The sequence below is a fragment of the Vibrio sp. A1-1 genome, assembly GCF_021728175.1.
In the GTDB taxonomy this organism is placed as follows: Bacteria; Pseudomonadota; Gammaproteobacteria; order Enterobacterales; family Vibrionaceae; genus Vibrio; species Vibrio diabolicus.
Genome location: NZ_JAKKCL010000005.1, coordinates 187,009 through 211,077 on the forward strand (window position 1 = coordinate 187,009; position 24,069 = coordinate 211,077).

Annotated in this window: 17 protein-coding genes and 1 pseudogene; 4 read left to right on the plus strand and 14 right to left on the minus strand. The window is 42.4% G+C overall.

Translation table 11 applies throughout. The annotated features are described in order from the left end of the window. Positions 1-49 precede the first annotated feature (49 nt). A complete protein-coding gene (locus L3V30_RS10395; protein ID WP_048626396.1) occupies positions 50-1,231 on the plus strand; it encodes an FIST N-terminal domain-containing protein in 1,182 nt (393 codons plus the stop codon). Further along, the gene (locus tag L3V30_RS10400) at positions 1,221-2,942 is read left to right on the plus strand and encodes an ATP-binding protein (RefSeq protein ID WP_048626397.1); all 1,722 of its coding nucleotides are present in this window, start codon (positions 1,221-1,223) and stop codon (positions 2,940-2,942) included. The genes L3V30_RS10395 and L3V30_RS10400 overlap by 11 nt, the downstream gene beginning before the upstream one ends. A gap of 174 nt (positions 2,943-3,116) precedes the next feature. Here the strand turns inward: L3V30_RS10400 and L3V30_RS10405 are convergent. The 4 genes and pseudogenes from L3V30_RS10405 to matP form a co-directional block, all read right to left on the minus strand. Beyond that, a pseudogene (locus L3V30_RS10405) lies at positions 3,117-3,320 on the minus strand (DUF3693 domain-containing protein); the annotation flags it as partial. A gap of 65 nt (positions 3,321-3,385) precedes the next feature. Continuing rightward, complete coding sequence (locus L3V30_RS10410; protein WP_237308866.1) at positions 3,386-3,709, minus strand: hypothetical protein; 324 nt, start codon at positions 3,707-3,709, stop codon at positions 3,386-3,388. Between the two features lie 114 nt (positions 3,710-3,823). Further along, a complete protein-coding gene (locus L3V30_RS10415; protein WP_005396496.1) occupies positions 3,824-4,135 on the minus strand; it encodes a DUF3634 family protein in 312 nt (103 codons plus the stop codon). A gap of 15 nt (positions 4,136-4,150) precedes the next feature. Beyond that, positions 4,151-4,600, minus strand: coding sequence for a macrodomain Ter protein MatP (gene matP, locus L3V30_RS10420; protein ID WP_005396497.1), 450 nt, complete (start codon positions 4,598-4,600; stop codon positions 4,151-4,153). A gap of 210 nt (positions 4,601-4,810) precedes the next feature. Here matP and L3V30_RS10425 point away from each other — a divergent pair, with 210 nt between their 5' ends. After that, positions 4,811-6,451 carry a Lon protease family protein gene (locus tag L3V30_RS10425; protein ID WP_005396498.1) on the plus strand — a complete coding sequence of 547 codons (1,641 nt, stop codon included), beginning with the start codon at positions 4,811-4,813 and terminating at the stop codon, positions 6,449-6,451. Positions 6,452-6,521: 70 nt separating this feature from the next. Next, positions 6,522-7,040 carry a bifunctional 3-hydroxydecanoyl-ACP dehydratase/trans-2-decenoyl-ACP isomerase gene (gene fabA / locus L3V30_RS10430; protein ID WP_005396499.1) on the plus strand — a complete coding sequence of 173 codons (519 nt, stop codon included), beginning with the start codon at positions 6,522-6,524 and terminating at the stop codon, positions 7,038-7,040. A 120-nt stretch (positions 7,041-7,160) separates the two neighbouring features. On the opposite strand, the gene rmf is transcribed toward fabA, so the two are convergent. From rmf to pepN, 10 genes are all read right to left on the minus strand, one after another. After that, complete coding sequence (rmf, locus tag L3V30_RS10435; RefSeq protein ID WP_005377453.1) at positions 7,161-7,334, minus strand: ribosome modulation factor; 174 nt, start codon at positions 7,332-7,334, stop codon at positions 7,161-7,163. A 181-nt stretch (positions 7,335-7,515) separates the two neighbouring features. Further along, the gene (locus L3V30_RS10440; RefSeq protein WP_006743220.1) at positions 7,516-9,249 is read right to left on the minus strand and encodes a DUF3466 family protein; all 1,734 of its coding nucleotides are present in this window, start codon (positions 9,247-9,249) and stop codon (positions 7,516-7,518) included. Positions 9,250-9,256: 7 nt separating this feature from the next. After that, positions 9,257-11,176 (minus strand): ABC transporter ATP-binding protein, encoded by a 1,920-nt coding sequence (locus tag L3V30_RS10445; RefSeq protein ID WP_237308867.1) that lies wholly within the window; start codon positions 11,174-11,176, stop codon positions 9,257-9,259. Further along, positions 11,154-11,396 (minus strand): glutaredoxin family protein, encoded by a 243-nt coding sequence (locus tag L3V30_RS10450; RefSeq protein ID WP_074190119.1) that lies wholly within the window; start codon positions 11,394-11,396, stop codon positions 11,154-11,156. Before L3V30_RS10450 ends, L3V30_RS10445 begins: the two co-directional genes overlap by 23 nt. A gap of 21 nt (positions 11,397-11,417) precedes the next feature. Further along, entirely contained in the window at positions 11,418-13,538 is a 2,121-nt protein-coding gene (gene rlmKL / locus L3V30_RS10455) for a bifunctional 23S rRNA (guanine(2069)-N(7))-methyltransferase RlmK/23S rRNA (guanine(2445)-N(2))-methyltransferase RlmL (RefSeq protein ID WP_237308868.1), read from the minus strand. Positions 13,539-14,026: 488 nt separating this feature from the next. After that, a complete protein-coding gene (locus L3V30_RS10460) occupies positions 14,027-14,569 on the minus strand; it encodes a cell division protein ZapC (RefSeq protein ID WP_005396505.1) in 543 nt (180 codons plus the stop codon). 168 nt (positions 14,570-14,737) lie between these two features. After that, positions 14,738-15,748: a quinone-dependent dihydroorotate dehydrogenase gene (gene pyrD, locus L3V30_RS10465; RefSeq protein ID WP_237308869.1), complete on the minus strand. Its 1,011-nt coding sequence runs from the start codon at positions 15,746-15,748 to the stop codon at positions 14,738-14,740. A 313-nt stretch (positions 15,749-16,061) separates the two neighbouring features. Beyond that, a complete protein-coding gene (locus L3V30_RS10470; RefSeq protein ID WP_237308870.1) occupies positions 16,062-20,903 on the minus strand; it encodes an NAD-glutamate dehydrogenase in 4,842 nt (1,613 codons plus the stop codon). Positions 20,904-21,104: 201 nt separating this feature from the next. After that, entirely contained in the window at positions 21,105-21,323 is a 219-nt protein-coding gene (locus L3V30_RS10475) for a DUF2835 domain-containing protein (protein ID WP_046876238.1), read from the minus strand. A 64-nt stretch (positions 21,324-21,387) separates the two neighbouring features. Beyond that, entirely contained in the window at positions 21,388-23,994 is a 2,607-nt protein-coding gene (gene pepN, locus L3V30_RS10480) for an aminopeptidase N (protein WP_237308871.1), read from the minus strand. Positions 23,995-24,069 lie beyond the last annotated feature (75 nt).

Consider the following 24,069-nt stretch of genomic DNA (forward strand, 5'->3'; position numbering starts at 1 on the left):
ATTGGTTGGAATGGTATAACAGCAGAGTGATACCCAATTATAAAATCGTATGCATTGCCAATCAGTTTTTACTCATATTAAAGATGAAGACTCAGCGATAGAAACGCTTAGGTCCGAGCTGACACAACAGAACTTGTCTTACGTGATGTGCTACTACACGGAAGAGTACGACTTCGAGTTAATTCGAGAAGCTTTTCTTGAACATTTTCCTGGAGTGCCTTTTCATGGAGCTAGTTCATGCCAAGCAGTAATGACAGACCGGGGGTTTCATACGGGCCCAGTGATTGCGGCGCTCGCAATTTATGATTCAGGCCCTCATGCTTATGGAACTGGTATTTCTAACTATGACTCAGGTGACAGTGTAACTAGAGCCTTAGATATGGCTCTTGAGAACGCTAACCGTGTAGGAGAAGTGCCAAACTTAATACTGCTTCATGCAACTCCAGGGCAAGAGGAATCAATCATTGCATCTATAGATGAAAGGTTTGGTACGCTGATCCCAATTATTGGTGGTTCAGCCGCTGATAATCATATCGCGGGAAAATGGTCTGTTATTACCGCCCAAGGATCTCAAACTGCAGGTTTAAGTCTGACATTGTTTTACTCCTCACAACCTGTAGATATTGCTTTTAGTGCTGGGCACACTCCAACCAATATTAAAGGGGTTGCAACCAAAACTAACGATAGGTGCTTACTAGAAATTGATGACGAACCAGCCCTCAATGTTTATAGAAAGTGGACAAACCATCAAGATAACCAAGTAGGTAAAAACAACCTGCTATTTACAAACTCGAGTGCTTATCCACTAGGGCGTGTCGCTGGCCACCTCTATGAGCGTCCATATTACAAATTGTCCCATCCAATTCGTGAGACGCGAGATGGAGGAATTGAGCTATTTACACGAATAGAAGAGGGTGATGAACTCACTTTAATGAAAGGAAGCAGAGAACACCTCGTTGCACGCGCCGCTAAAGTTGTAAATGCAGCCTTTAATCAAAAATTAGAAGAATCTCGAAAAATTGGGGTGATAAACATCTTTTGCGCAGGTCCTATGTTGCACTTAATGCAAGACATGAATAGCGTTTGTGAACAAATTAACCAAGAACTAGAACAGTTACCTTTTATTTGCCCTTTTACTTTTGGTGAGCAAGGTAGATTTATTGGTGGTGAGAATGGACATGGAAACCTGATGATTTCATCAGCGATATTCCATAAACCTTATGAAAGATAAATACTTAGACATATACCAACAGGAAGCGCTGCAAGAAGCGTTAGTCGAACTAAAACAGGCTAGGCAAAGAGAACGACTGCTCGCCGATGAGAATAAAGCTATTCTTTCAGCGATATCCGCGATGAGTGAAGCAAAAAACCGGCACGAGATATTTACGGGATTAAATAATGTCCTTAAGAAGTACATCAACTTTGATGATTTTATCGTTCTAACTCGTGATGATGAGAGGTACCCCTTCAAAACGTTGATATCGACAAATAGTGTATTTGATAACATATCTTGGTTACACGGTAACGCATCTGAGAGGGCGCTGAATGGCGAATGTATTCTGCTGTTCGAACCAGATAGGCTTGCGGAGTTTATTAACCTGAACAGCTTTATAAAAAGCCATGTAAACTCGGTAGTCCTAACGGGCATACGTTCAGAAGTAACACAAACGGTCATCTTACTTATTGGTGCTAAGAAAGGGCACTTTAGCATAGAAAATAAGGAAACCTTAAGACGCTTTCGGCCTTTAATTGAGAGGGCTGTCATCGATATTGAGACCAAAGAGAAGTTACAACGTATTGTTGAAGTGCGAACAACTCAGCTTGCTAAAGCAAGAGAAGAAGCAGAGCTTGCAAATCGCTCAAAGTCAGAATTCTTAGCGATGATGAGTCATGAAATTAGAACCCCTCTAAATTCCGTCCTTGGAATGCTCGATATTCTGAAACAATCCACCTTATCAGAAGAGCAAATCGATGCCCTGAGCCAAATGGAATGCTCAGCGGAGTTGCTTCTCGCGATTATCAGCGACATCCTTGACCTCTCAAAAATTGAATCAGGTCGCTTTCAACTCAATGAGCAGTGGGTTAATTTAAGAGACACTGTCACTTTTGTTATTTCTCAACAAAAACAAATAGCTAAGAAGAAGAGCCTTCAATTTAAACTCAATTGCATGGTAACTACCGACAAACAGTTTTGGATTGACTCTACGCGATTATCTCAAATCCTGTTTAATCTTATTGGGAATGCAATAAAGTTTACTGATGAAGGAGAAGTAAAAGTTTCAGTATCTGAGCAAGACTCCGAGCTTGTAATTTCAATATCAGACACCGGAATTGGTATATCTAAAGCCAAGCAAGAACATCTATTTACGGCATTTCATCAAGGTGATCGTTCCATCACGAGACGCTTTGGTGGTACAGGACTAGGGCTAGCAATAACCAAGCATTTAGTTGAAATGATGCGCGGCAAGATTATCGTTAAAAGTGACGAGCATGTCGGCTCAACATTTACTATTAAGATTCCCGTTTTAACTCGGTGCAATCAAAATCGTCCAGTTAAAATAGAAAACAACCAACCAATAAAAGCGATGGATCTTCTCGTAGTCGAAGATACCGAGTCGAATCAGTTTGTAATAAAGCTTATTTTAAATAAGCTTGGTCATAATGTTCATATCGCAAGTCATGGAGCAGAAGCATTAACGTTCTTAGAGGAAAATGAGGATTTAATCGACCTGATTCTTATGGATGTCTCGATGCCAGTGATGGATGGGATTACTGCAACAAGGCTTCTCCGAGATAAAGGCTTCAAGACTCCAATCATCGCATTAACCGCTCATGCGCTAGAAAGTGATAGAGATAAATGCCTTGACGCAGGTATGGATGGATTCATTTCCAAACCAGTTCGAAGACAAGATATCTTTGAAGCTATACAGCCATTTCTGTAAGTAGAAAAAGCATTAATATAGATCTTAACAATCGATAGATTATTAAGATCTATATTAAGTATTTTATGGTAAATAGCCATTATGTTTAATGGTTATGATGGGGACCTTAAATTTCAAATCCACAGGGGAATAGGAGTGCTCATTGGCAACATTTGGCGTACGAACACTCCCAATTTAACATAACACATATAATGCGCACTGTAATAGTGGTTCCTGTGGACTTGCAATCACTAAGGCCAATCCGGCACAAACCATTGAAATGCTTGATAATCCAAGTCCGTTATACTTTTTTGCTATTCCTTCCCATACTGCTTTTATCTGCGGATTATTATTGCGATCTGCATTCCCAACCAATTACACGAGAGCCACTTCATTTTCATCTAGTTCATCGAGTCTGAAAGCTTTGCGCTCTTGCTGCCCGATGCTTCTAATCAACATTGAAATCACGAACCTGTGGCTATATGAAGCCGAATATACTTTTCTGGATATTTATAACGATAGCGTTTTCCTTTCCTCAAGTTGGATTTCACATACCGACAAACTTTTTTGTCACCACTACTGGTTACTCTTTTTATTACTGCTTTTTTACCTTTGTGTTCCATCTCTATCATGACATCGCAATAACCTTGGTAGCCATCAAATTTATTGTCCGCTTTCCTTTGAATCTTAGTTTTAATCTTTTTAGCCAATGGGTTCGTTTCCGAGTCGTCAGACAAAGCTGGAGTGCTTACGAAGAGTAAGAATATTAAAGTTACAACGTATCGCATAATTTAAGCCCGTTTATCTTATTGATTAATCAATGATAAATAATTTTTCTATAGATACGAAAATGGGACGCTATATTGCGTCCCATTTAACACGATTAAGTAACTGATATGTAATTAAGCTCGCTTCTTGCCTTTGCTCGCTTTGAAACCTTGATGCGGAAAAACGTTGCGAATCCGCTGTTGGATTTTTTTGGGAACGTCCTTGGAAAAGCTCAAACGCATGCCGGTTCGTTGGCTATATACCTTCATTTCACCACTAAACGGATTGTGTTCACTAATATCTTGTAAGTTATGTTTGAAAGAAGGTGGTAGATGCCCTTTTACGTTACTGATATGGCCGTTATCAAACTTTACTTTTAGCACTGGTCTATCAACTGCGATCAACCAAAAGATTACGATGGCAGCAATTAAGATTACATATAACATTTGGCACTCCCTATCCTAGCTAGATAGCAATTTACTCAAATCCTCTTTGATCGAGGTAACTTTTTGACTCGCTTTTTCACTTCTCGATGCTTCAGAAAGTAGATATTCAATTGCGTCAGATAATGTACAACCGAGCTCGTTTGCTCTGCTAGAAAGCTTTTCCCAAACTCGATAATCTAAGTCAATGGACTTTTTCTTTGTATGGACTTGCTCTGCATTGAAATGACGCTTCCTTTTCGCTCGGATAGCCTGCTTGAGTTTGTTGTCCAACTCTTCTGACATGTGGTTTTCTATCCAAGCTAATACAAGCGTAGGTTCGTGTTCAAGACGTTTTAGCTCTGCAACCGCGGCATCTGCTTCACTTGTATCAATATGTCGGGTAATTGCTTCACCATCTTTCCATTTCTTGATGAGATACTTCCATTTCCACCCACACTCTAGATTCTCAAGCTGCTGATATTTCATTTATTCCGACCCATAAACATAACCTAGTGACAGCGTAACCCAGATAATTTACTTGGGCAAATAAAACTCTTAGAAGTATCGATGTTGATCACTCATTTGTCTAAGTATTGTTCATTGAGTGTTGAATGCCGTGAGCGAACCAAATTGGTGCTAGGGTGTTATAGTCCATTTCGTTATAATGTCGGCAAGATTGAATTACGATGAATTTTAATGAACCAACTTAATTGGCAAGACGTAACACCTTCACTTGAGCAGTACGAAGCACTTTTAAAGTCTGCACCTTCGTTACCAAAGAAGTCTTTTACTGATCTTCAACCGAGGATGTCGGCAACGATATCTCGCTTTTCCAAAATGTCGGGATTGACACGCGTGCTACTCATTAACTGCGTCGATAATTCTGTCTATAGAGATTTCATCAGTAAAGCTCTTCAGAGTCATTCTAACGCTGCGATTGTTTTGTCGGAATCACTTGATGCCAAACGTTTATTTGACCGTTACAGTGTTGATGTAAGTGGTGATATTGCCTTCCAACCAGGCTTGATTTCACAAGCTGACGACGGTTATTTGATTGTACCTGCTAATCTCATTCTGGCTAACCCGGGACTTTGGCCGAATATAAAGTCTGCAATTCAACAAAACCTTATCGAACCACTGAACCTAAGCCCTACTCGCTTACCTACTTCAGTACCGCCATCTAAAGCTTATGATGTAAAACTGATTGTAACTGGGGAAAGAAGTCAGTTAGCAGAGCTAGAATATATCGACGAGGACTTTTGTTCAGGCTTTGCCATGTATACCGAAGTTGAAGAAGATATTCATTTGTCAGAGCAGAATTTGACAGATTACTTTGGTTTGGTGAACTGGATATGTTCTCAATATCAGATGCCTCACTTAACGGAATGTGGCTTTAGAAGACTGTTGCTAGCTGGTATGAGATTTACTGAAGATCAACATTATTTGCCGTTAGGTGTAATGTGGCATTCTCAACTTCTAACACTTGCCAGCCAGTTCAGTGATGGCCAAACATTAGATTACGAGTCATTAGATAAAGCGATTGACGACAAGTATTACCGCGAATCCTATCTTCCTCAGCGTGCCGTGTACGATATTTTAGATGGACAAGTCATCATTGAGACAACTGGGGAGCAAGTTGGCCAAATCAATGGCCTAACCGTCATCGATATGGCTGGACACCCTGTGAGCTATGGTGAGCCTGCCAGAATATCGTGTGTAATTCACTTTGGTGATGGCGATGTTTCCGATGTTGAGCGCAAAGCTGAACTTGGCGGCAATCTACATGCGAAAGGCATGATGATTATGCAAGCTTTCTTAAGCTCTGCTCTAAAATTAGATGAACCTCTGCCTTACTCTGCCTCGATCGTATTTGAACAGTCTTATAGTGAAGTTGACGGTGACAGCGCATCTCTCGCAGAACTTTGTTGCTTGGTGAGTGCGTTATCTGAATCTCCAATTAATCAACAAGTTGCGGTTACAGGAGCCGTCGATCAGTTTGGTCGAGTGCAAGCAGTCGGTGGCTTGAACGAGAAAATTGAAGGTTTTTATCAGGTTTGTAAACATCAGGGTTTTACGGGAAATCAAGGCGTTGTCATGCCGAAATCAAACCTTAAACACCTTGCATTACATAAAGATGTAATAGAAAGCATTAAAAATGGTGAGTTCCATATTTGGTCCGTCTCTACGGTAGATGAAGCTATTCCGATTGTTATGAATAAACCCTTCAGAGGCGAAGACGATAGCATTATTGGCAAAATAGCGGAACGTATTGAAAACTTTGAAAGACATGAGCATCCAGAAGGAATTGTGCAGCGCATCAAAAACTGGTTTGTCTAGTACTGATCGGAGTTGTTTAGCGTACACGTGTTCACTAAGATGCAGCTATCAAAAATTGGAGTAATTGATAATGCAAAACAAACGTGATTCTTATAACCGTGACGATCTACTTGCTTCTAGCCAGGGTGAGCTATTTGGACCAGGTTACCCTCAGCTTCCTGCACCAAACATGCTAATGATGGATCGTATTACTAAAATGTCTGAGACAGAGGGCGATTTTGGTAAAGGTTTGATCTTGGCGGAATTGGATATTACTCCAGATTTGTGGTTCTTTGATTGCCACTTCCCTGGTGACCCGGTAATGCCTGGCTGTCTTGGCCTTGACGCGATGTGGCAACTTGTTGGCTTCTTCCTTGGCTGGGTTGGCGGTAAAGGTAAAGGTCGCGCTCTAGGTGTTGGTGAAGTGAAGTTTACAGGCCAAATCTTACCGACGGCGAAAAAAGTAACCTACGAAATCCATATGAAACGCGTCGTAAACCGTAAGCTGGTAATGGGTTTGGCTGACGGTCGTGTATGCGTAGATGGCAAAGAAATCTACGTTGCGAAAGATTTGAAAGTTGGTTTGTTCCAAGACACTTCAAACTTCTAATCACGACTTTAATCGATTTATAAAGGCTCCTATTTAGGGGCCTTTTTGTTTGCCTAGTCTATAAATGTAGAAAAGGCTCCGTAGAGCCCTTTCGAATCCTTCTTTTTGTATGTGGAGAGTTTATTTGTAGAGTCCAGATTGTCTTTCATCTCTGGCATCACGCCAACCACCTAACCAATACGACCGAGCATCAACTTGTTGATATGGGCAAGCCTCTTGAGACCTTCCATTCAACCCAGCTTTATAGCCTTGAGATTGAGCTCGTTCTAGGCGATCACGCTTTTGTCTCTTCATAGTTAATTCCTCATACAGGTCCATTTACTAACGTACAGCTGTTATTGTGAAACTTTGATGGAGTTTTTATGACTCCACTTATAAGAATCGATCAAGTTGAGTGATTTCTCAAGGCATAAAAAAAGCAGAGGCTCAAATGTGTGAGCCTCTGCTTGATTTAAAAATTACTGACGATTTTTGACTATTTTCTACGGAACCCAAACAATCCAAGCATGGTCAAAGCTAACCAACCAAGGCCTGCACCTTGACGCTCTGTTGTCGTTGAGTCAACGCTTCGAGACACAATGTCCTTCTCAGTCGCACCTGCAATAGGCACCAATTTTACAGCTACGATTTGTTCATCAGAACTACATGTCGCATTGTTTGCTGTTGTACTGTAACCGCCAGCACATTTCATCGCGGTACCAGAAATCACACCTGCATCGTTGATATCGGTTGCGTCAAGAATACGGAACTGGTTGTTTTGTTCAGAGTAGTCACCGCCATTAGTCAAACTATCTAGGAACCAAGCTTTTCCATTAAATAGTGTTGAAGCACGTTCACTAGTCTCACCACCTACACTATATGGGTAGATAAAACCGCGCTTACGACGTGGCTTACCATCGTCTTCACGTGTCGTTTCCGCATCGAGCTGTCCGACAATTTCATTGTAAGAGTTGATCCCGCCCATCTTACCGCCCGCACCGCTAAAGAAAATACCTGTAGTTGGGTAAAAAGCGTTAATAGAATCCTTACGAACATCATTTACGATAAAGAGACGATTTGGAGCAGAGCCCGTTGGCATTAGATATCCGCCGGAACGTTTTGCTTCACCAATAGCAACAAAATTTGAGTTAACATCGGTTAATCGTGAGTTTGTATGAACCGTATCATCACCTTCACGCTGTCTAGCTCCTACAACAACTTTGTTTTTCCAAGTTGCGTTTTCAACGCTACCTTCTGCCTCTAGTGTTCCAACAAAAACAGTAGCATTCAGATAGTTATCATCACTGTATGTGTTGTAACCCACGCCGTAAACCGTTGTTCCATCTGTGACAAGGTCACGCATGCTTCCTTGAGCCAGTCTTTCTCCATCTTTAGATGTGCCACTTGGCCAAGCCAATTCACTGACGGTTCCACTTTGATCCCAAATAGCTGCTTTCGATGTGTGGTGAGCGCCATTGGTATTACTTGCTGTTCGAGATACACTACCAACGGTAAAAGTGCCATCGGTTTTCCAAGCGTGGCTTTGCACAACGCTTGCGTCGTTATCACCTGTAACAAAATTTGGTTCAACAGGTGCTACGACGGTATTTCTTGTTTCCAGTGTCGACTTGTTTTCACTGTTGACTTTACTTTGATTACCGACAGCGGCACCATCTTCGGTAAGCTGATTGATAACATTGTTATATTCATTTTTATAAGCAGCAGAATCGCCTTCTACAAATGCTAACGCATTAGAAGTAAAGTCTTTACTACGCTCTTTGTTCCATGGGGTCCAGTTTACAGAAGCCCAAGAGTCACAAGTAGAATAGCGAAGCTGGTTATAACAGTAACGTTCAAAATCTTTGAGTTCTTGGATGTAATAAAAGCCCGCGTCCAATCCAAATGGAATTTCCTCACGATAGCTATTTCCATCCACGGCTTGTGTTGCTGAAATAGGTGTTGTGCGAGTTTCCATCGCAAGCTTAAATTGGTCTGGTGTACAGTTTGCTGCCGCATCAAAACAGCCCAAAGCGAAAGGGGAACCTGTTGAAGGATCTGTACCCGCATCACCTTGCTGAATTGCAACCCCATAAGCCGTTTGGTAGTCACCGTTTGAGCCATGATCCTGAGGTGAAACCTCAACCACTTGATACAATGCCGCCTGTGCGTTCATTGTGGTACCAACCATCATTGCAATGGCGGTCAATTTGAATTTATTACTACAATTCATTGAATTCTTAACTATCCTGTTGCATTGCTTCGAGTTCTTCCCATCTCTCGAATGCGATTTCCAACTCCTGCTCTAGTGCAGCAAGCTGTTCCAATACCGGCTGAGTTTGCTCTACAGGTTTAGCAAAGAACTCTGGATCGTTCACTTGCTCCTGAAGGCCCTCGATATCCGACTCTAATTGTTCTAGTTTAGCTGGTAGAGCTTCTAATTCTCTTTGCAGCTTATACGATAACTTCTTCGAGTTGTTCTTAGGTTGGGTTGTTTTGGGAGTTTCCTCAACCACTTTTTCTTTTTTCGCTGGCTTTTCAACCGCTTGACGAACCGCCAATACCTGTTCACGCTGCTGTCTTGCATCGTGATAACCACCAACAAACTCTTCAATCACTCCGTTTCCTTCGAAGATCCAGCTTGTGGTAACAGTATTGTCAACAAACTCTCGGTCGTGGCTAACTAAAAGCAACGTGCCCTGATAGTTGGCAAGCATTTCTTCTAAAAGTTCCAACGTTTCGATATCCAAATCGTTGGTTGGTTCATCAAGAATAAGTAAGTTGTTTGGTTTCAACAAGATACGAGCTAGCAGTAATCGGTTTTTCTCACCACCAGAGAGCGCCTTAACCGGGGTTCTTGCGCGCTTAGGTGCAAATAAGAAGTCTTGAAGATAACTCAGCGCATGACGCTGACGTCCCCCAACCATTACTTCTTGTTTCCCATCCGCTAAGTTATCGATCACTGTCTTTTCTGGATCCAAAATCTCTCGGTACTGATCAAAGTACGCGACTTCTAATTTTGTTCCGCAGTGTAAACGACCAGACTGCGCTTCCAATTGCCCTAATAGCAATTTAAGTACCGTACTCTTACCGCAGCCATTTGGTCCGATAAGTGCAATACGGTCACCGCGCATAATGTTAAAGCTAAAGTTGTCGACGATTGTCTTGCCTTCGTAAGCAAAAGATATGTTTTCTGCTTCAAATACAATTTTCCCTGAACGTGAAGCATCATCGATATTAAGGTTAACTTTGCCTTGGACATCCCGGCGATCGCGACGCTCTTCACGAAGTTTCTTCAATGCGCGTACACGACCTTCATTTCGAGTTCGGCGTGCTTTAATGCCCTGCCGAATCCAAACTTCCTCTTGAGCAAGCTTTTTGTCGAATTCAGCATTCTGCATTTCTTCAACGCGGAGCATCTCTTCTTTTTCTTCTAGGTAGTTGTCGTAATCACCAGGGAAAGAAGCTAATTGCCCGCGATCTAAATCAACAATGCGTGTTGCCATTGATTTGATGAACGCACGGTCGTGAGAAATAAAGATGATCGAGCCTTTGAAGTCTTTTAAGAAGTTCTCTAACCATTCGATAGTTGTTACATCAAGATGGTTTGTTGGCTCATCAAGAAGTAATACATCAGGGTCACAAACCAGCGCGCGAGCTAAAGCGGCTTTACGTTGCCAACCACCGGATAAATCGGTCAGTTGAGTTTCTGGACTTAGTTTTAAAGCACCAAGTACGTTCTTAACACGGTCATCAAAACGCCAAGCATTAGAATGGTCAAGCTGCTCTTGAACCTTGGCTAAACGGTTGATGTTTTTCTCACTCGGATCTTGAGCAACAAGATCGAGAAGATCGTGATAGATCTTCAGTTGTTCGCCGATTTCAGCCAAACCGCCAGATACGTATTCGTAAACCGTACCCTCTTGATTACGCGGTGGATCTTGTTCAAGTCGAGAAACAACGACGTCTTGAGTGATTTGAATCTTGCCGTCGTCCAACAAAATGTCGCCGGCAAGCACTTTCATTAACGTGGACTTGCCTGCTCCGTTGCGACCCACTAAACAAACGCGTTCGTTTTCTTGAAGAGCGAACTCCGCTTTGTCCAGCAATGGGTGGTCACCAAATGCAAGTTGTGCGTTATGAATGGTAAGTAATGCCATTATTATCCAACCAATGTGTGAGTTGTTCTAAGTCAAACGGCCAGTTCAACTCAGAATCTTGATACTTTAATACGGGTATTGTGACGCCGTAACGAGAAAACAGTGCATCATCGAACGCAATATCAATGATATCTGTTTGCTCGGCCAAACCAATTTGGTCTACTAGAGCAAATGCCATCTCACAAAGATGGCATCCCTCCGTGCTATACAATATCAGCACGTATTAATCCTTTTGTTTATACTACGCGTGCGTTACTAGCCAACAGTTATGAATCTGTTTATTACGCGCAAAATCTAATGGTAACGTTTGAGAAGAAATATTCTGAGCCTTCAAACCAAGTTCAGCCAGCGACTCTTCATCCATCTTGAAGTGGCGCTTGTTATTCGAGAATACGATAGTGCCTTCACTTCTTAGTAAACGTTTAAGATTCTTCATCAGTTTAATGTGGTCACGTTGTACATCGAATGATGTTTCCATACGCTTAGAGTTAGAGAACGTAGGTGGATCAATAAAGATCAAGTCGTACTCACCTTTCGCGTTTTCTAGCCATTGCAAGCAGTCTGCTTGTTCATAGCGATGCTGACGTCCTACACAGCCGTTAAGCTGCATATTGTCTTTCGCCCAGTTCAAGTAGGTATTTGACATATCAATAGTCGTTGTGGAACGAGCGCCACCAACCGCTGCGTGAACCGTCGCACTCCCAGTATATGCAAACAAGTTTAAGAAATCTTTACCTTGCGCCATTTCACCTAAGCGACGACGAGTGATCTTATGATCCAAGAACAAGCCAGTGTCTAGATAGTCATGAAGGTTTACGATCAGCTTCACACCGTACTCGTTTACTTCAAGCGTCTCTGATACCTGACCTAATTTTTGGTATTGGCTGCGACCCTTCTGCTTTTCACGAACTTTAAGTACAACTTTGTTCGCCTCTACACCTGTCACCTGAATCGTTGCACGAATGATATCCGTTAGGCGACGTTTTGCTTTTTCTTCTGGAATGTTTTTTGGCGCAGCATACTCTTGAATTACGATTTGATCGCCGTATACGTCTATCGCCACATTGTATTCAGGAAGATCTGCGTCATAGATTCGGTAGCAACCTAATTTCTCTTTACGAGCCCACTTGCCAATCTTGCCAATATTTTTCTTTAAACGGTTTGAAAAGTCTGGTGCGATTTGAACATTAGTATCAGCCCCGTTCACTTCATCAGCACTGCGCTCTGCAATACTGTAGTTCTTTTGGTGACAAGGTAACGCACCATTATTCAATTTAAACTGTTTATCAGCACGCATACGAAGACAGCTCAGAAGCTCGTCTGAACTCGAGAAGATAGAGGCTTTGCATCCACCAAACTCAGATTTTAGCTGTCCACCAAATGCGGTGTAGAGCGCAATTAGCCCCGGCTCAGTTCCCAGACGTTCACCGTAAGGTGGGTTTGAAACGATAACACCGTGTTCAAATCCTGCAGGACGAGTAATAGTTGCAGCATCACCTTGTGCGAACTCAATCAATTCTTCAACGCCTGCTCTGCGCGCGTTTTCTTGAGCAACTTTTAATACTTTAGGGTCGTTATCGAAGCCAAAAAACTTAGCGTCAACTTTCTTGACACCTCGTCTAGCTTGAACATTAGCCTCTGATTTAATCTCTGCCCAAGTCTCTGGTTCAAAGTCTTCCAACACTTCGAAACCCCATTGCTTTCGCTTAACGCCAGGAGCCATGTTGGCAGCCATCATCGCAGCTTCAATAAGCAAAGTACCAGAACCGCACATTGGATCGAGTAATGGTTGATGCCCATCCCAGCCACAACGCATGATAATCGCAGAAGCAAGCGTTTCACGTAACGGGGCACGACCCGATTCTGGTCGGTAGCCACGTTGATGCAAACCACTGCCTACCATATCGATCCCAAGCAACGCTTTATCTTTATGCAAACGAACGTGGATACGAACATCTGGGCGTTCTTTACTGATGTTGGGACGCGGCAATCCTTTATTTTCAAAGCAATCTACGATGCCATCTTTGACTTTCATCGCACCGTACTGGCTATTTCTGATCTCACGGTTTGTGCCGTTAAAGTCCACAACAAAACGTTTAGAGCTATGAAATTGGTTAACCCAGTTAATAGCAGATGTAGATAAATACAAGTCCATGTCGTTGTTACACGTGAACTCAGATAAAACACGTACAAATCGAGACGCTAAACGGCTCCACAAACAACAGCGATAAACCTGTTCGTTTGTCGCTTTAAATTTTACGCCTGCCTGTACTGGTTTCGCATTTTCAATGCCTAGTTTAGTCAGTTCTTCAACAAGCAAATTTTCCATGCCATTTGAAGTTACCGCGAGATATTGATTCATAGTGTTCTTTCGCTGATAAAAAATGGCTTCAATTATACCTGACTTTACGATCAATGCCTCGTTTTTAAAGGAATTTCCCCACCTGTTAGTTCAAATCATCACCAACAAAATGATCTGAAACTTTCAACATCTTCAATTTGAGTGTTTTTTATTCACGAACGAAATTTTGTTCCCTTGGAAAGAAGTGAATACTTATTTACATCAATTTTGGTATATACCAGACAATGATTATTGATGTAAGTTACTTACATTTTTGCCTTATAGGGGAATAAATGGGGTCATTTTAAGCGCTAGGTTGCCTAGTTAAGGGAGTCATCAGATTGAAATAAGTAAAATAAAAGTGACCAGCTTCATGTTTGCATGCATAGAAAACATACAGTTTCATGGCTGATGGGGCTCTAGTATCAAACGAAAGGACAAAAAAAATCGACCTAACGAGGTCGACTAATGCAAACAAAGGAACGAAATAAAGAAAAAATTAAACAGGTTTACCCCACCATTGCCATAGGGGTTATTGCAAAGAGGTGATTTGCACAAGCCATGCGGTCATGCATTACTTTAATCGGCTGCCCAAACTGAAGCGCCTTATTGCCATCAAGCACAAACGCTTCTTGGTTAACGTAAGCACATAAGCTCGACGTCTCGCCTGGTTCTAACACGATGAACATGCCATCAGAATATTGGTTTGTTAGAAAGACCATGTCCCCTTCTTCAGGCTCGTAACCTGAGGACTGTGCGTCAAAGAACCAGCTTTTAGGCTGTACAGGTTTATGAAAGCGCTTTGCCGCAACACAATACAGTGTTAACTCAGCTTGGCGGTATTCACTGATGTCGAGGCATCGAATACGTTCATTAAACGTTTGGAATGCACTGGCGTCATCAACGGTAAATTCATTGTTTGAGAAGGCACAGTTAACCAACAATTTTCGGGATAAATTGGTTTGGAAAATCATTTCCTCCCCCAGATCCAGCATTAAGCAAGCTTTTTGCTCGTCAAAATACCAATTCCATTTGTCGCTGGGTTTAAGCATTATTCCGTTCTCTCTTGACTAGTTAAATCAGTGGTAAAGAGGTAAGACGCTTAATTACCTACTCGTGATTTTTAAATTTTACAAACGAACGGATAAAAAAAAAGAGGAAACAAAGTCCTCTTTTTTATGTAATAGCTACTGATTTTTCAGTGGTTTTTGATGTGTATGTTAAAGATTCTTAACAATATCACGTACTAGGCCTGGGCCGTGGTAAATAAAACCGGTGTAGACTTGAACAAGTTTAGCGCCTGCCATCAGCTTTTCTTTGGCTGCAACATAGGAATCCACACCACCAACACCGATAATTGGAAGTTTGTCTCCTAGCTCTTCATGAAGCTTACGTACGACTTCCGTAGAGCGTGATTGCACAGGGCGACCACTTAAACCACCTGCCTCATTGGCGTGTTTCATTCCTTCTACGATCGTGCGATCCAGAGTTGTGTTAGTCGCGATCACACCATCTATATTGTTTTTCAATAAAGAATCGCAGATTTGGCAGATTTCTTCGTCACTCAAATCAGGCGCAATTTTTAATGCTAGCGGGACGTATTTGTTATATTTCTCTGAAAGTTCCGCTTGTTTCGCTTTTAATTCAGAAAGTAGTTCATCAAGCGCTTCACCATATTGAAGTGAACGAAGACCCGGAGTGTTTGGTGATGAGATATTAACCGCAATGTAGCCTGCGTACTCATACACTTTCTCCATACAAATCAGGTAGTCCTCTGCCCCTTTCTCAATTGGTGTGTCTTTGTTTTTACCAATATTAATTCCGAGAACACAGTTGAATTTTGCTTGCTTTACATTCTCGACCAAATTATCAACGCCTAGGTTGTTAAAGCCCATGCGATTGATGATCCCTTCAGCTTCGACTAAGCGAAATAAGCGTGGTTTATCATTCCCTGATTGCGGACGAGGTGTTACTGTGCCAACTTCGACAAAGCCAAAGCCCATGGCATCAAATGCTTCAATGCATTCACCGTTTTTATCTAAGCCAGCCGCAAGACCTACTGGGTTACGGAATGTTAGTCCCATACACTCAACTGGACGAGTTGGTAATTGTTGGCGGTAAAAGAGATCAAGTGGTGTGCCGTTAAAGCGTTGGAAGTTCTTGATTGCAAGATCGTGTGCCTTCTCGGCATCGAGTTGGAAAAAGCCAGTTCTGGCTAGACGGTAAAGCATTGTGCCTCCGAAAGAAAAAAGCCCCGTATAAACGGGACAATATTATTTACTGTTTTTCATCGTAATTCAATGAAAATGAATGTATTAAGTAAAAACCTATATCTTTCTAATATTTTCAAATATAAAACAAACAATTAGAGTAAGATTTCAACAATAAAATTTATAACTAACCACCCTAAAGCAATCGATTTCAGCCTATTTTAACTTCCCAGCGCTGTTACGCTGTAACTCACCCGCACTATAGTAGAAACGATGAGCAACAAAAAAGCCTCGCTAAATAACGAGGCTTTTATTTACAATTTGACTAGCTCATCTACTCTTTCGACGAACAGTTGAGATTCAAGAGTACTAATTCTCGAAGTGCTACAGAAAACTTAGCAAATTCGTGGACAGAGCCAACTTTGAACTCATTCAAGATGCTTTCCCAACGGTGCAGTGATTGCTCGTTAGTTTCCATCCAATCTTCTAACGCTTTCATCACGTCTAGCTCTTCCGTTGCACAGCCGCAATTTAATACCTGAGCCGTAAGTTGACGTTGTTGCCAGTCCAAATCTTCTCGGAATGCAGCTCTTGCTAGTGCCTGCCAGTTATTATCAACGGCTTGGCTGTTAATTTGCTTCAAGAACCAGTGTAACGATAAACGGTCACCCAAGTTAAAGTAGAGCTTCGATGCTTGCTCAACCGTTTTACCTGTTTCACTCGCCACTGATGAGATATCCAGTGCAGATTGTAAGCTGGATAAACGAGCGACTTGATGTGCAAGTTTCTCTTCTACCCCTTTCTCAATCCACCCTTGAGCAAGTTCATTGTGTTCTTCTACTTCAGACTCAACCAGCATAGTGTCTAAGGTTTCAGTGATAACATTGACATCTTGCTTGTAGATAGCAATCAGCTCACCAACTGTGCATTTACCACTGCGGTTGCGAAGCAACCAACGTGCAATTCGACGTAGTGCTCGACGAACATAAAACATGATTTCGTACTGAGCTTGAGCAGTGGCGATATTATCGAGTTCACGAGTCTGCTTAAGAATTGCTTCTAGATCGAAAATTTCACGAGCCGCACTGTATGCGTTAGCAATATCGACAACACTTGCACCGGTTTCTTCTTGCAAACGAGTGACGAAGTTACAGCCCATTTCATTAACCATCTGGTTAGCCAATGCTGTAGCGATAATTTCAGCTCGCAGTGGGTGATTAACCATTTGATCTTTATAGTTACGTCGTAACGCACTTGGGAAGTACTCAACAAGCTGTTTCGCATGGAATTCGTCATTCGCGATTTCATCCGTAACGAGCTGCTGTTTCAGTACCATTTTACCGTAAGCGACTAAAACCGATAACTCTGGACGAGTCAGACCTAGCCCCTGTTTTTCACGCTCAATTAGCGTTTCATCATCAGGGATGTATTCGAGAGCACGATCCAAGTACCCTGCTTTTTCCATGGTATGGATGAATCGAATTTGTTCCTTAACAATGCCAACACCTTGCTGTTCAGTAACGGAGATCGACTCAGATTGACGGTAAGCATCATCTAAGACAATTTCACCCACTTCGTCTTCCATAGACTCTAGAATTTGGTTACGTTGCTTAACCGTAAGATCGCCATTTGAAACCAGTCCATTAAGGAAGATCTTGATGTTGACTTCATTATCCGAACAGTCAACGCCACCCACGTTATCAACGAAGTCTGTGTTCACTCGGCCGCCAGTCAGTGCGTATTCAATACGACCAAGCTGAGTCATACCCAAGTTACCGCCTTCGCCAACCACTTTTGCTCTTAAGTCACGGCCGTCAATGCGCAGCATGTCGTTAGCACGGTCACCAACATCCGTATGAGTTTCTGTCGATGCTTTAACGTAAGTGCCGATACCACCATTCCAAAGCAGATCGACTTTCATTTTCAAGATCATCTTAATCAGATCATTAGGCGCTAAAGATGCTTTCTTAGTACCTAACATTTTCTGAATTTCTGGCGTTAACTGGATCGATTTTGATCGACGAGAGAAGATGCCACCACCTTGAGAGATCAAATCTTTATTGTAATCTTCCCAGCTTGATCTTGGCAGATTAAACAAGCGGTTGCGCTCTTCCCAGCTGGTGGCTGAATCTGGATTTGGATCAATAAAGATGTGCATGTGGTTAAAGGCAGCTTGCAATCGAATGTGCTTCGATAACAGCATACCGTTACCGAACACGTCACCTGCCATATCACCTACACCGATTGCGGTAAAGTCAGTGGTCTGGCAGTTGATGCCCATTTCACGGAAGTGACGCTTAACAGATTCCCAACCACCTTTTGCAGTGATACCCATCGCTTTGTGGTCGTAACCATTTGAACCACCTGAAGCAAATGCGTCACCTAACCAGAAGTTGTACTCTGCAGAAACAGAGTTCGCTAGATCTGAGAATGTTGCTGTGCCTTTATCTGCAGCCACTACTAGGTATGGGTCATCTTCGTCATGGCGCACAACGTTTTGTGGTGGCACGACTTCACCTTCAATGATGTTATCTGATACATCAAGTAGAGCACGAATAAATCGTTTGTAACAACGTTGGCCTTCAGCAAAAATCTCATCACGGGTTGTGAGAGATGGCTGGCGTTTACAAACAAAGCCGCCTTTTGCACCCACAGGTACAATAACAGTGTTCTTAACCTGTTGCGCTTTCACTAGGCCAAGAATCTCAGTACGGAAATCTTCTTGACGGTCTGACCAACGTAAACCACCACGAGCCACTTTTCCGCCACGAAGGTGAACACCCTCAATATCTGGTGCGTACACAAAGATCTCGAACGCGGGTACAGGCTGCGGAATCTCTGGAATATCGCTCGGTTTCATTTTCAAAGATAACCAAGGCTTAGGTTGCTTGCTTTCGTCTAATTGATAGTAGTTAGTACGAAGTGTCGCCATGATCATGTCGATGTAACGACGAATAATACGATCATCATCCAAGCTCTCTACACGATCCAACTGCTCTGTTAGCTTTTTAATCAGATCGTTTTGGCCTTTTTCACTGCCTTTGTGTTTCGGATCGAATCGCTTGGTGAACAGCTTGACTAGACCTGTTGCTAAGTCTGGGTAGTGGCTTAGCGTGTCTTCGATGTATTGTTGACTGAATGGGAAACCGACTTGGCGCATGTATCGAGCATAAGCACGAAGAATGGAAATCTCACGCCCAGATAGCGACGCACCTAGTACCAATCGGTTAAAACCATCACTTTCAAGGTTGCCCGCCCAAATTGCGGCAAATGCTTGTTGGAAACGATCACGAGCCTCACGAAGATCAACCGTTTTCTCGCTCTTATGCAGCATAGAGAAATCAAGGATCCAGAATGTCTGTCCGTTGTTTTTCTCGATCTCATACGGTGATTCACCGATCACTCGTAAGCCAAGGTTTTCAAGCATTGGCATTACGTCAGAAAGATGGATTGGCTCATCGCGATGGTACAGCTTCAAGCGAACAGCTTTTGAATCCGCCCCCTCTTCTTGAGGTCGGTAGAACAACATACCAAGTTTATTATCATCACTTAACGCTTCTAAGCGTTCAATATCTGCAACCGCAGAACCTGGCATCATGTCCTCTTTGTATGAGCGAGGGAACGCACTCATGTATTCTTTTGAAAGAGGAAGGCCTTTGCTTTCACCAAAGTTAGCAATGATGGATTCTTTTAGTCTGTCATCCCAAGAGGTAGAAACTTCCATTAGGTTTTGCTCGATCTTTTTCACGTCTACGTCAATGTTGTTATTGTCTACACGAACAATGTAATGTGTTCTCGCTAGTGGGCTTTCTGAGAAGAACGTTGTAAATTCAACCTCTTGCTCGCAACCAAAGTACTGCTTAAGAATGCGTTGAGTTTGACGACGTAACTCTGTGTTGTAACGATCTTTAGTGACATAAACCATGCAGCTAAAGAAACGACCAAATGGGTCCTTACGAACAAATAAACGCAGTAGGTCACGATCTTGCATTTGTACAACACCCATACCCACCTCAAGCAACTCTTCTTCATTTGCTTGGAGTAGTTCATCGCGTGGGTAGTTTTCTAAGATATTGTGCAATGCTTTGTATGAATACGATCCGTGACGGTATCCGCTCGCTTCAAGGATACGGTCCACTTTTTCACGGATCAGAGGGATGCTTTGTACCGCTTGGTTATACACGGCAGAGGTATATAAACCAGTAAAGCGATGCTCACCTATTACTTTACCGTTTTCATCAAACTTCTTAACACCGATGTAATCAGTATAAGCTGGTCGGTGAATACGAGATGCTTTGTTACCTTTTGTGATAATCAGAGCGTATGGCTTTTTCGCTTCTAACCGCGCAGAGTCTGAAAGCTCAGATAGCTTGACGCTACGTACACGCTTGTCATCAGCAAATAGACCAAGTCCTTTCTCTTTAGCAGGAACAAGCTCGGTATCACCATTGACTTCTTCTAAGTCATAATCTTTGTAACCCATAAAGGTAAAGTTATGATCTTCTAGCCAACGAAGAAATGCGATCGTTTCATCCATACGATCTGTTTGGATGGAAACACGATCTTTATTTTTCTCAAGTTCATCAGTCACAAGCTTAAGCTTATCAACCATTTGCTTCCAGTCATCAACGACTAAACGAGTGTCAGATAGAATTTTTAACAGCTCTTCTTTAAGCGCTTGCATCTCTTCTTTACTAGTAAGGCGGTCTACCTCGATATGGAACAGTGATTGAAGAACACCACCCTCACCGTTTACGCCGGTAACTTGACCTTTTTTATCACGCTGTATCTGTGTTGGGTTGTTTAACATTAGGTGGCAAACAAGGTCCAAACGCGCTAAAGCCATTTTGACTGAGTCCACTAAGAATGGACTATCTGGAACAACAATTTCTACGATTGTGTGTGTGGATTGCCAGCCTTGACGACTTACGGTCGGGTTAAATACTCGTACCGAAATCTCTTCTGGTTTTTTTTCATTGATATGGTGCCAAAGGCTGACGACAGCACCATAAAGATCGGATTCGTTTCGCTGAATCAGGTCATCATCAGCAATGTTACTGAATAAGTGTTGAGCAAGTTTAGTTACAAGCGTTTGGTGAGAAAGCTCGAGTTTGTCTTGAATCAGTTGGTAAACTTTTTCAAGCAGAACCGGCACTACATTTTCACGCGCGGTCATATTCACACTCCACATTAGAATTGTTGTTTTGTAGGGGGACTTAGTAGCTAGGTTGTTACCTTAGAAACTAAGCATAGGTAATGCATGTGCCCATTGTAAAAGCATAATTACAAATGTTTAACAACTAATCGTGGTGGTAAGAGGTGAAATGTCCGATTCTGTGACTAAGATTCCTATTTAACTCTCTGCAAATACAATACATCACAGAGTTTCTAACTTAAGAAACTTATTATTTTGGTCAGTTGTTAGTCTAAACTGGCCTTTAATGCCTAATTGACTAAGAAATGGTCTGAATCGTGCGGCGGGTAACTGCAAACGTAAACCGTTATGTGTGACGACTTGAACAACACTTGCCGCGCCAGAATAATGGGATAAAAACGTTTGATATGAAATGTTGAGGTTGAAGTAGTAATAGTTCATGAAGTAAAAACTAAGTGACATAAACAATAAGGTGGCCTTAATGACCACCCTATTGTGTTGTTTACTATTCGTCTAGTGCTTTAGTCACTTTTTCGAATAAGTCTTTAGCAAGATTATCCATTGCTTTGAGCTTTTCAAGTTCTGCTTTGATCAAAGCTTGGCGACCTTCATCGTATTTACGGAACTTAAGCAAAGGATCAATCATTCTAGATGCAACTTGTGGGTTCGAATCATTAAGTTGGCGAAGGATTTCTCCTGCAAATTGGTAACCTGCACCGGATTTATCATGAAAACGCACAGGGTTGGCACTTAAGAACGAACCAATCAAACTGCGCGTACGGTTCGGGTTCTTCAAACTAAATGCTTCGTGGTTCATGGTAGCTTTCACTTTTTCAAGTGCATCCTCTGCAGGATTGCTACCTTGAAGTGCAAACCACTTGTCCATAACCAAACCATCGTGCTTCCATTTATCGCTATAATCTGCCATTAGAACTTCACGACACTCAAGCTGTGCACTATTTGCCGCACTCATCGCTGCAATCGTATCTGTCATGTTATTTGCAGATGCGTATTGTGCTTTCACTAAATCATTACCTTTTTCCGTATGTGCTAGGTATTGCAGACAACGGTTACGTAATGCACGCTTGCCAATCGCAGCATGATCGATCGTGTACTCTGTTTGCTTCAGTGTATGATAAGTTGCACTTAGCTCATCTTCTAACTCTTGGGAAAGTGACACTGTAATGCTGTTTAGAACTTTGTCTACGGCATCGATGTCAATTTGCTGGTACCAGCCAGTAATCTCATTAATTGAAGGCAAAGAGAAAACTTGAGCAATGAAAGCTGGCTCAAGCGTCTCATCCAATAGCACACCACGGAACGCATCTATCACGCCTTCAGAAAGCGATACTTCTTGTCCGGCTTGAACGTTTTTCACGTTCTGACGAATGTACTTAGCCAATAGCATTTGGCTTGCATCCCAACGAGCGAAGTCATTCGTCGCGTGCTTCATCAAGAAGACTAATTCATCATCACTGTAGTCGTATTCTAGTTTTACTGGTGCCGAGAATTCACGCAACAAAGATGGCACTGGCTGTTCTTCGACATTTTCAAATACGAACGTTTGCTTATCTTGTTTAATATCTAGCACGTTATGAACCGATTCACCGTTAATCATCAACGGGATAACGTGACCTTTCGAATCGTACAGCTCGATATCAAACGGAATGTGCAGCGCTTGCTTCTCAGCCTGGTCTTGCGTTGGCTCCGTAAATTGCTCTACCGTTAGTGCGTAAGTTTTTGCATTGGCATTGTATTCGCTATTTACGCGCAGCGTCGGTGTACCAGACTGGCTGTACCATAGACGGAATTGTTTTAAATCGACACCGGTGGCATCTTCCATTGCAGAAACAAAGTCTTCGCATGTCGCAGCAGTACCATCGTGACGTTCAAAGTAAAGTTTCATCCCTTTTTGGAAGCCCTCTTCGCCAAGGAGTGTATGGTACATGCGAATAACTTCGCTGCCCTTTTCATACACTGTTAGCGTGTAGAAGTTGTTCATCTCAATGACTTTGTCAGGACGAATCGGGTGAGACATTGGGCTTGCATCTTCTGCAAACTGAGGGCCACGGATGATACGTACGTTATCGATGCGGTTATCTGCACGAGAGCCTAAGTCAGAAGAGAATTCTTGGTCACGGAATACGGTTAAGCCTTCTTTTAGACTTAGTTGGAACCAGTCACGACAAGTGACACGGTTGCCAGTCCAGTTATGGAAGTACTCATGACCGATTACAGCTTCGATACCTAAGTAGTCACGATCGGTCGCCGTTTGGTCATTCGCCAGAACATACTTTGAGTTAAAGATGTTTAGGCCTTTGTTTTCCATTGCGCCCATATTGAAGAAATCAACGGCAACGATCATGTAAATATCCAGATCGTATTCAAGGCCAAAGCGTTCTTCATCCCACTTCATCGAGTTGATCAGCGATGTCATCGCATGGCCTGCACGATCTAAGTTACCTTTATCAACAAAGATTTCTAAATCAACACTGCGACCTGACATCGTTGTGTATTTGTCACGCAGTACGTCAAAGTCCCCTGCGACAAGAGCAAACAAGTAAGCTGGCTTTGGATGCGGGTCCTGCCATTGAACCCAATGACGACCGTTCTCTGCATCGCCTTCTGCAATTCGGTTACCATTGCTCAGCAAATATGGATAAGCGGATTTATCTGCGATCACTTTTGTCGTGTACTTTGCCAGAACATCAGGACGATCTAAATAATAAGTAATACGACGGAAGCCCTCGGCCTCACACTGAGTACAAAATGCGCCGCCTGATTTGTACAAACCTTCGAGTGCTGTATTCGCTTCAGGATCAATTTTAGTGACGATTTCAAGTTCAAACTCGGATGGAAGATCGGTCAGTACAAGCGATGATTCTTTCACTTCGTGATGAGCCCAATCCTCACCATTTACTTTTACAGCGCGTAGCTCAAGCCCTTCGCCATCGAGTTCTAGCGTTGTTATATCGCCTTTTTGAACAACCTTTGATATCGCCGTAACGATGGTGTCATTGTCATAAAGATCAAACGTAAGATCGATATCGGTAATCGCGTGAGATGGCTCTTGATAATCTTTACGATATTTGGCCTGGGGAGCTTGGGACATGAGCATAAATCCTTGTATGTCGAACAACAAAAATACCAGACTGCATGATCAAAAATGCAGTTCTGGTATCACTAT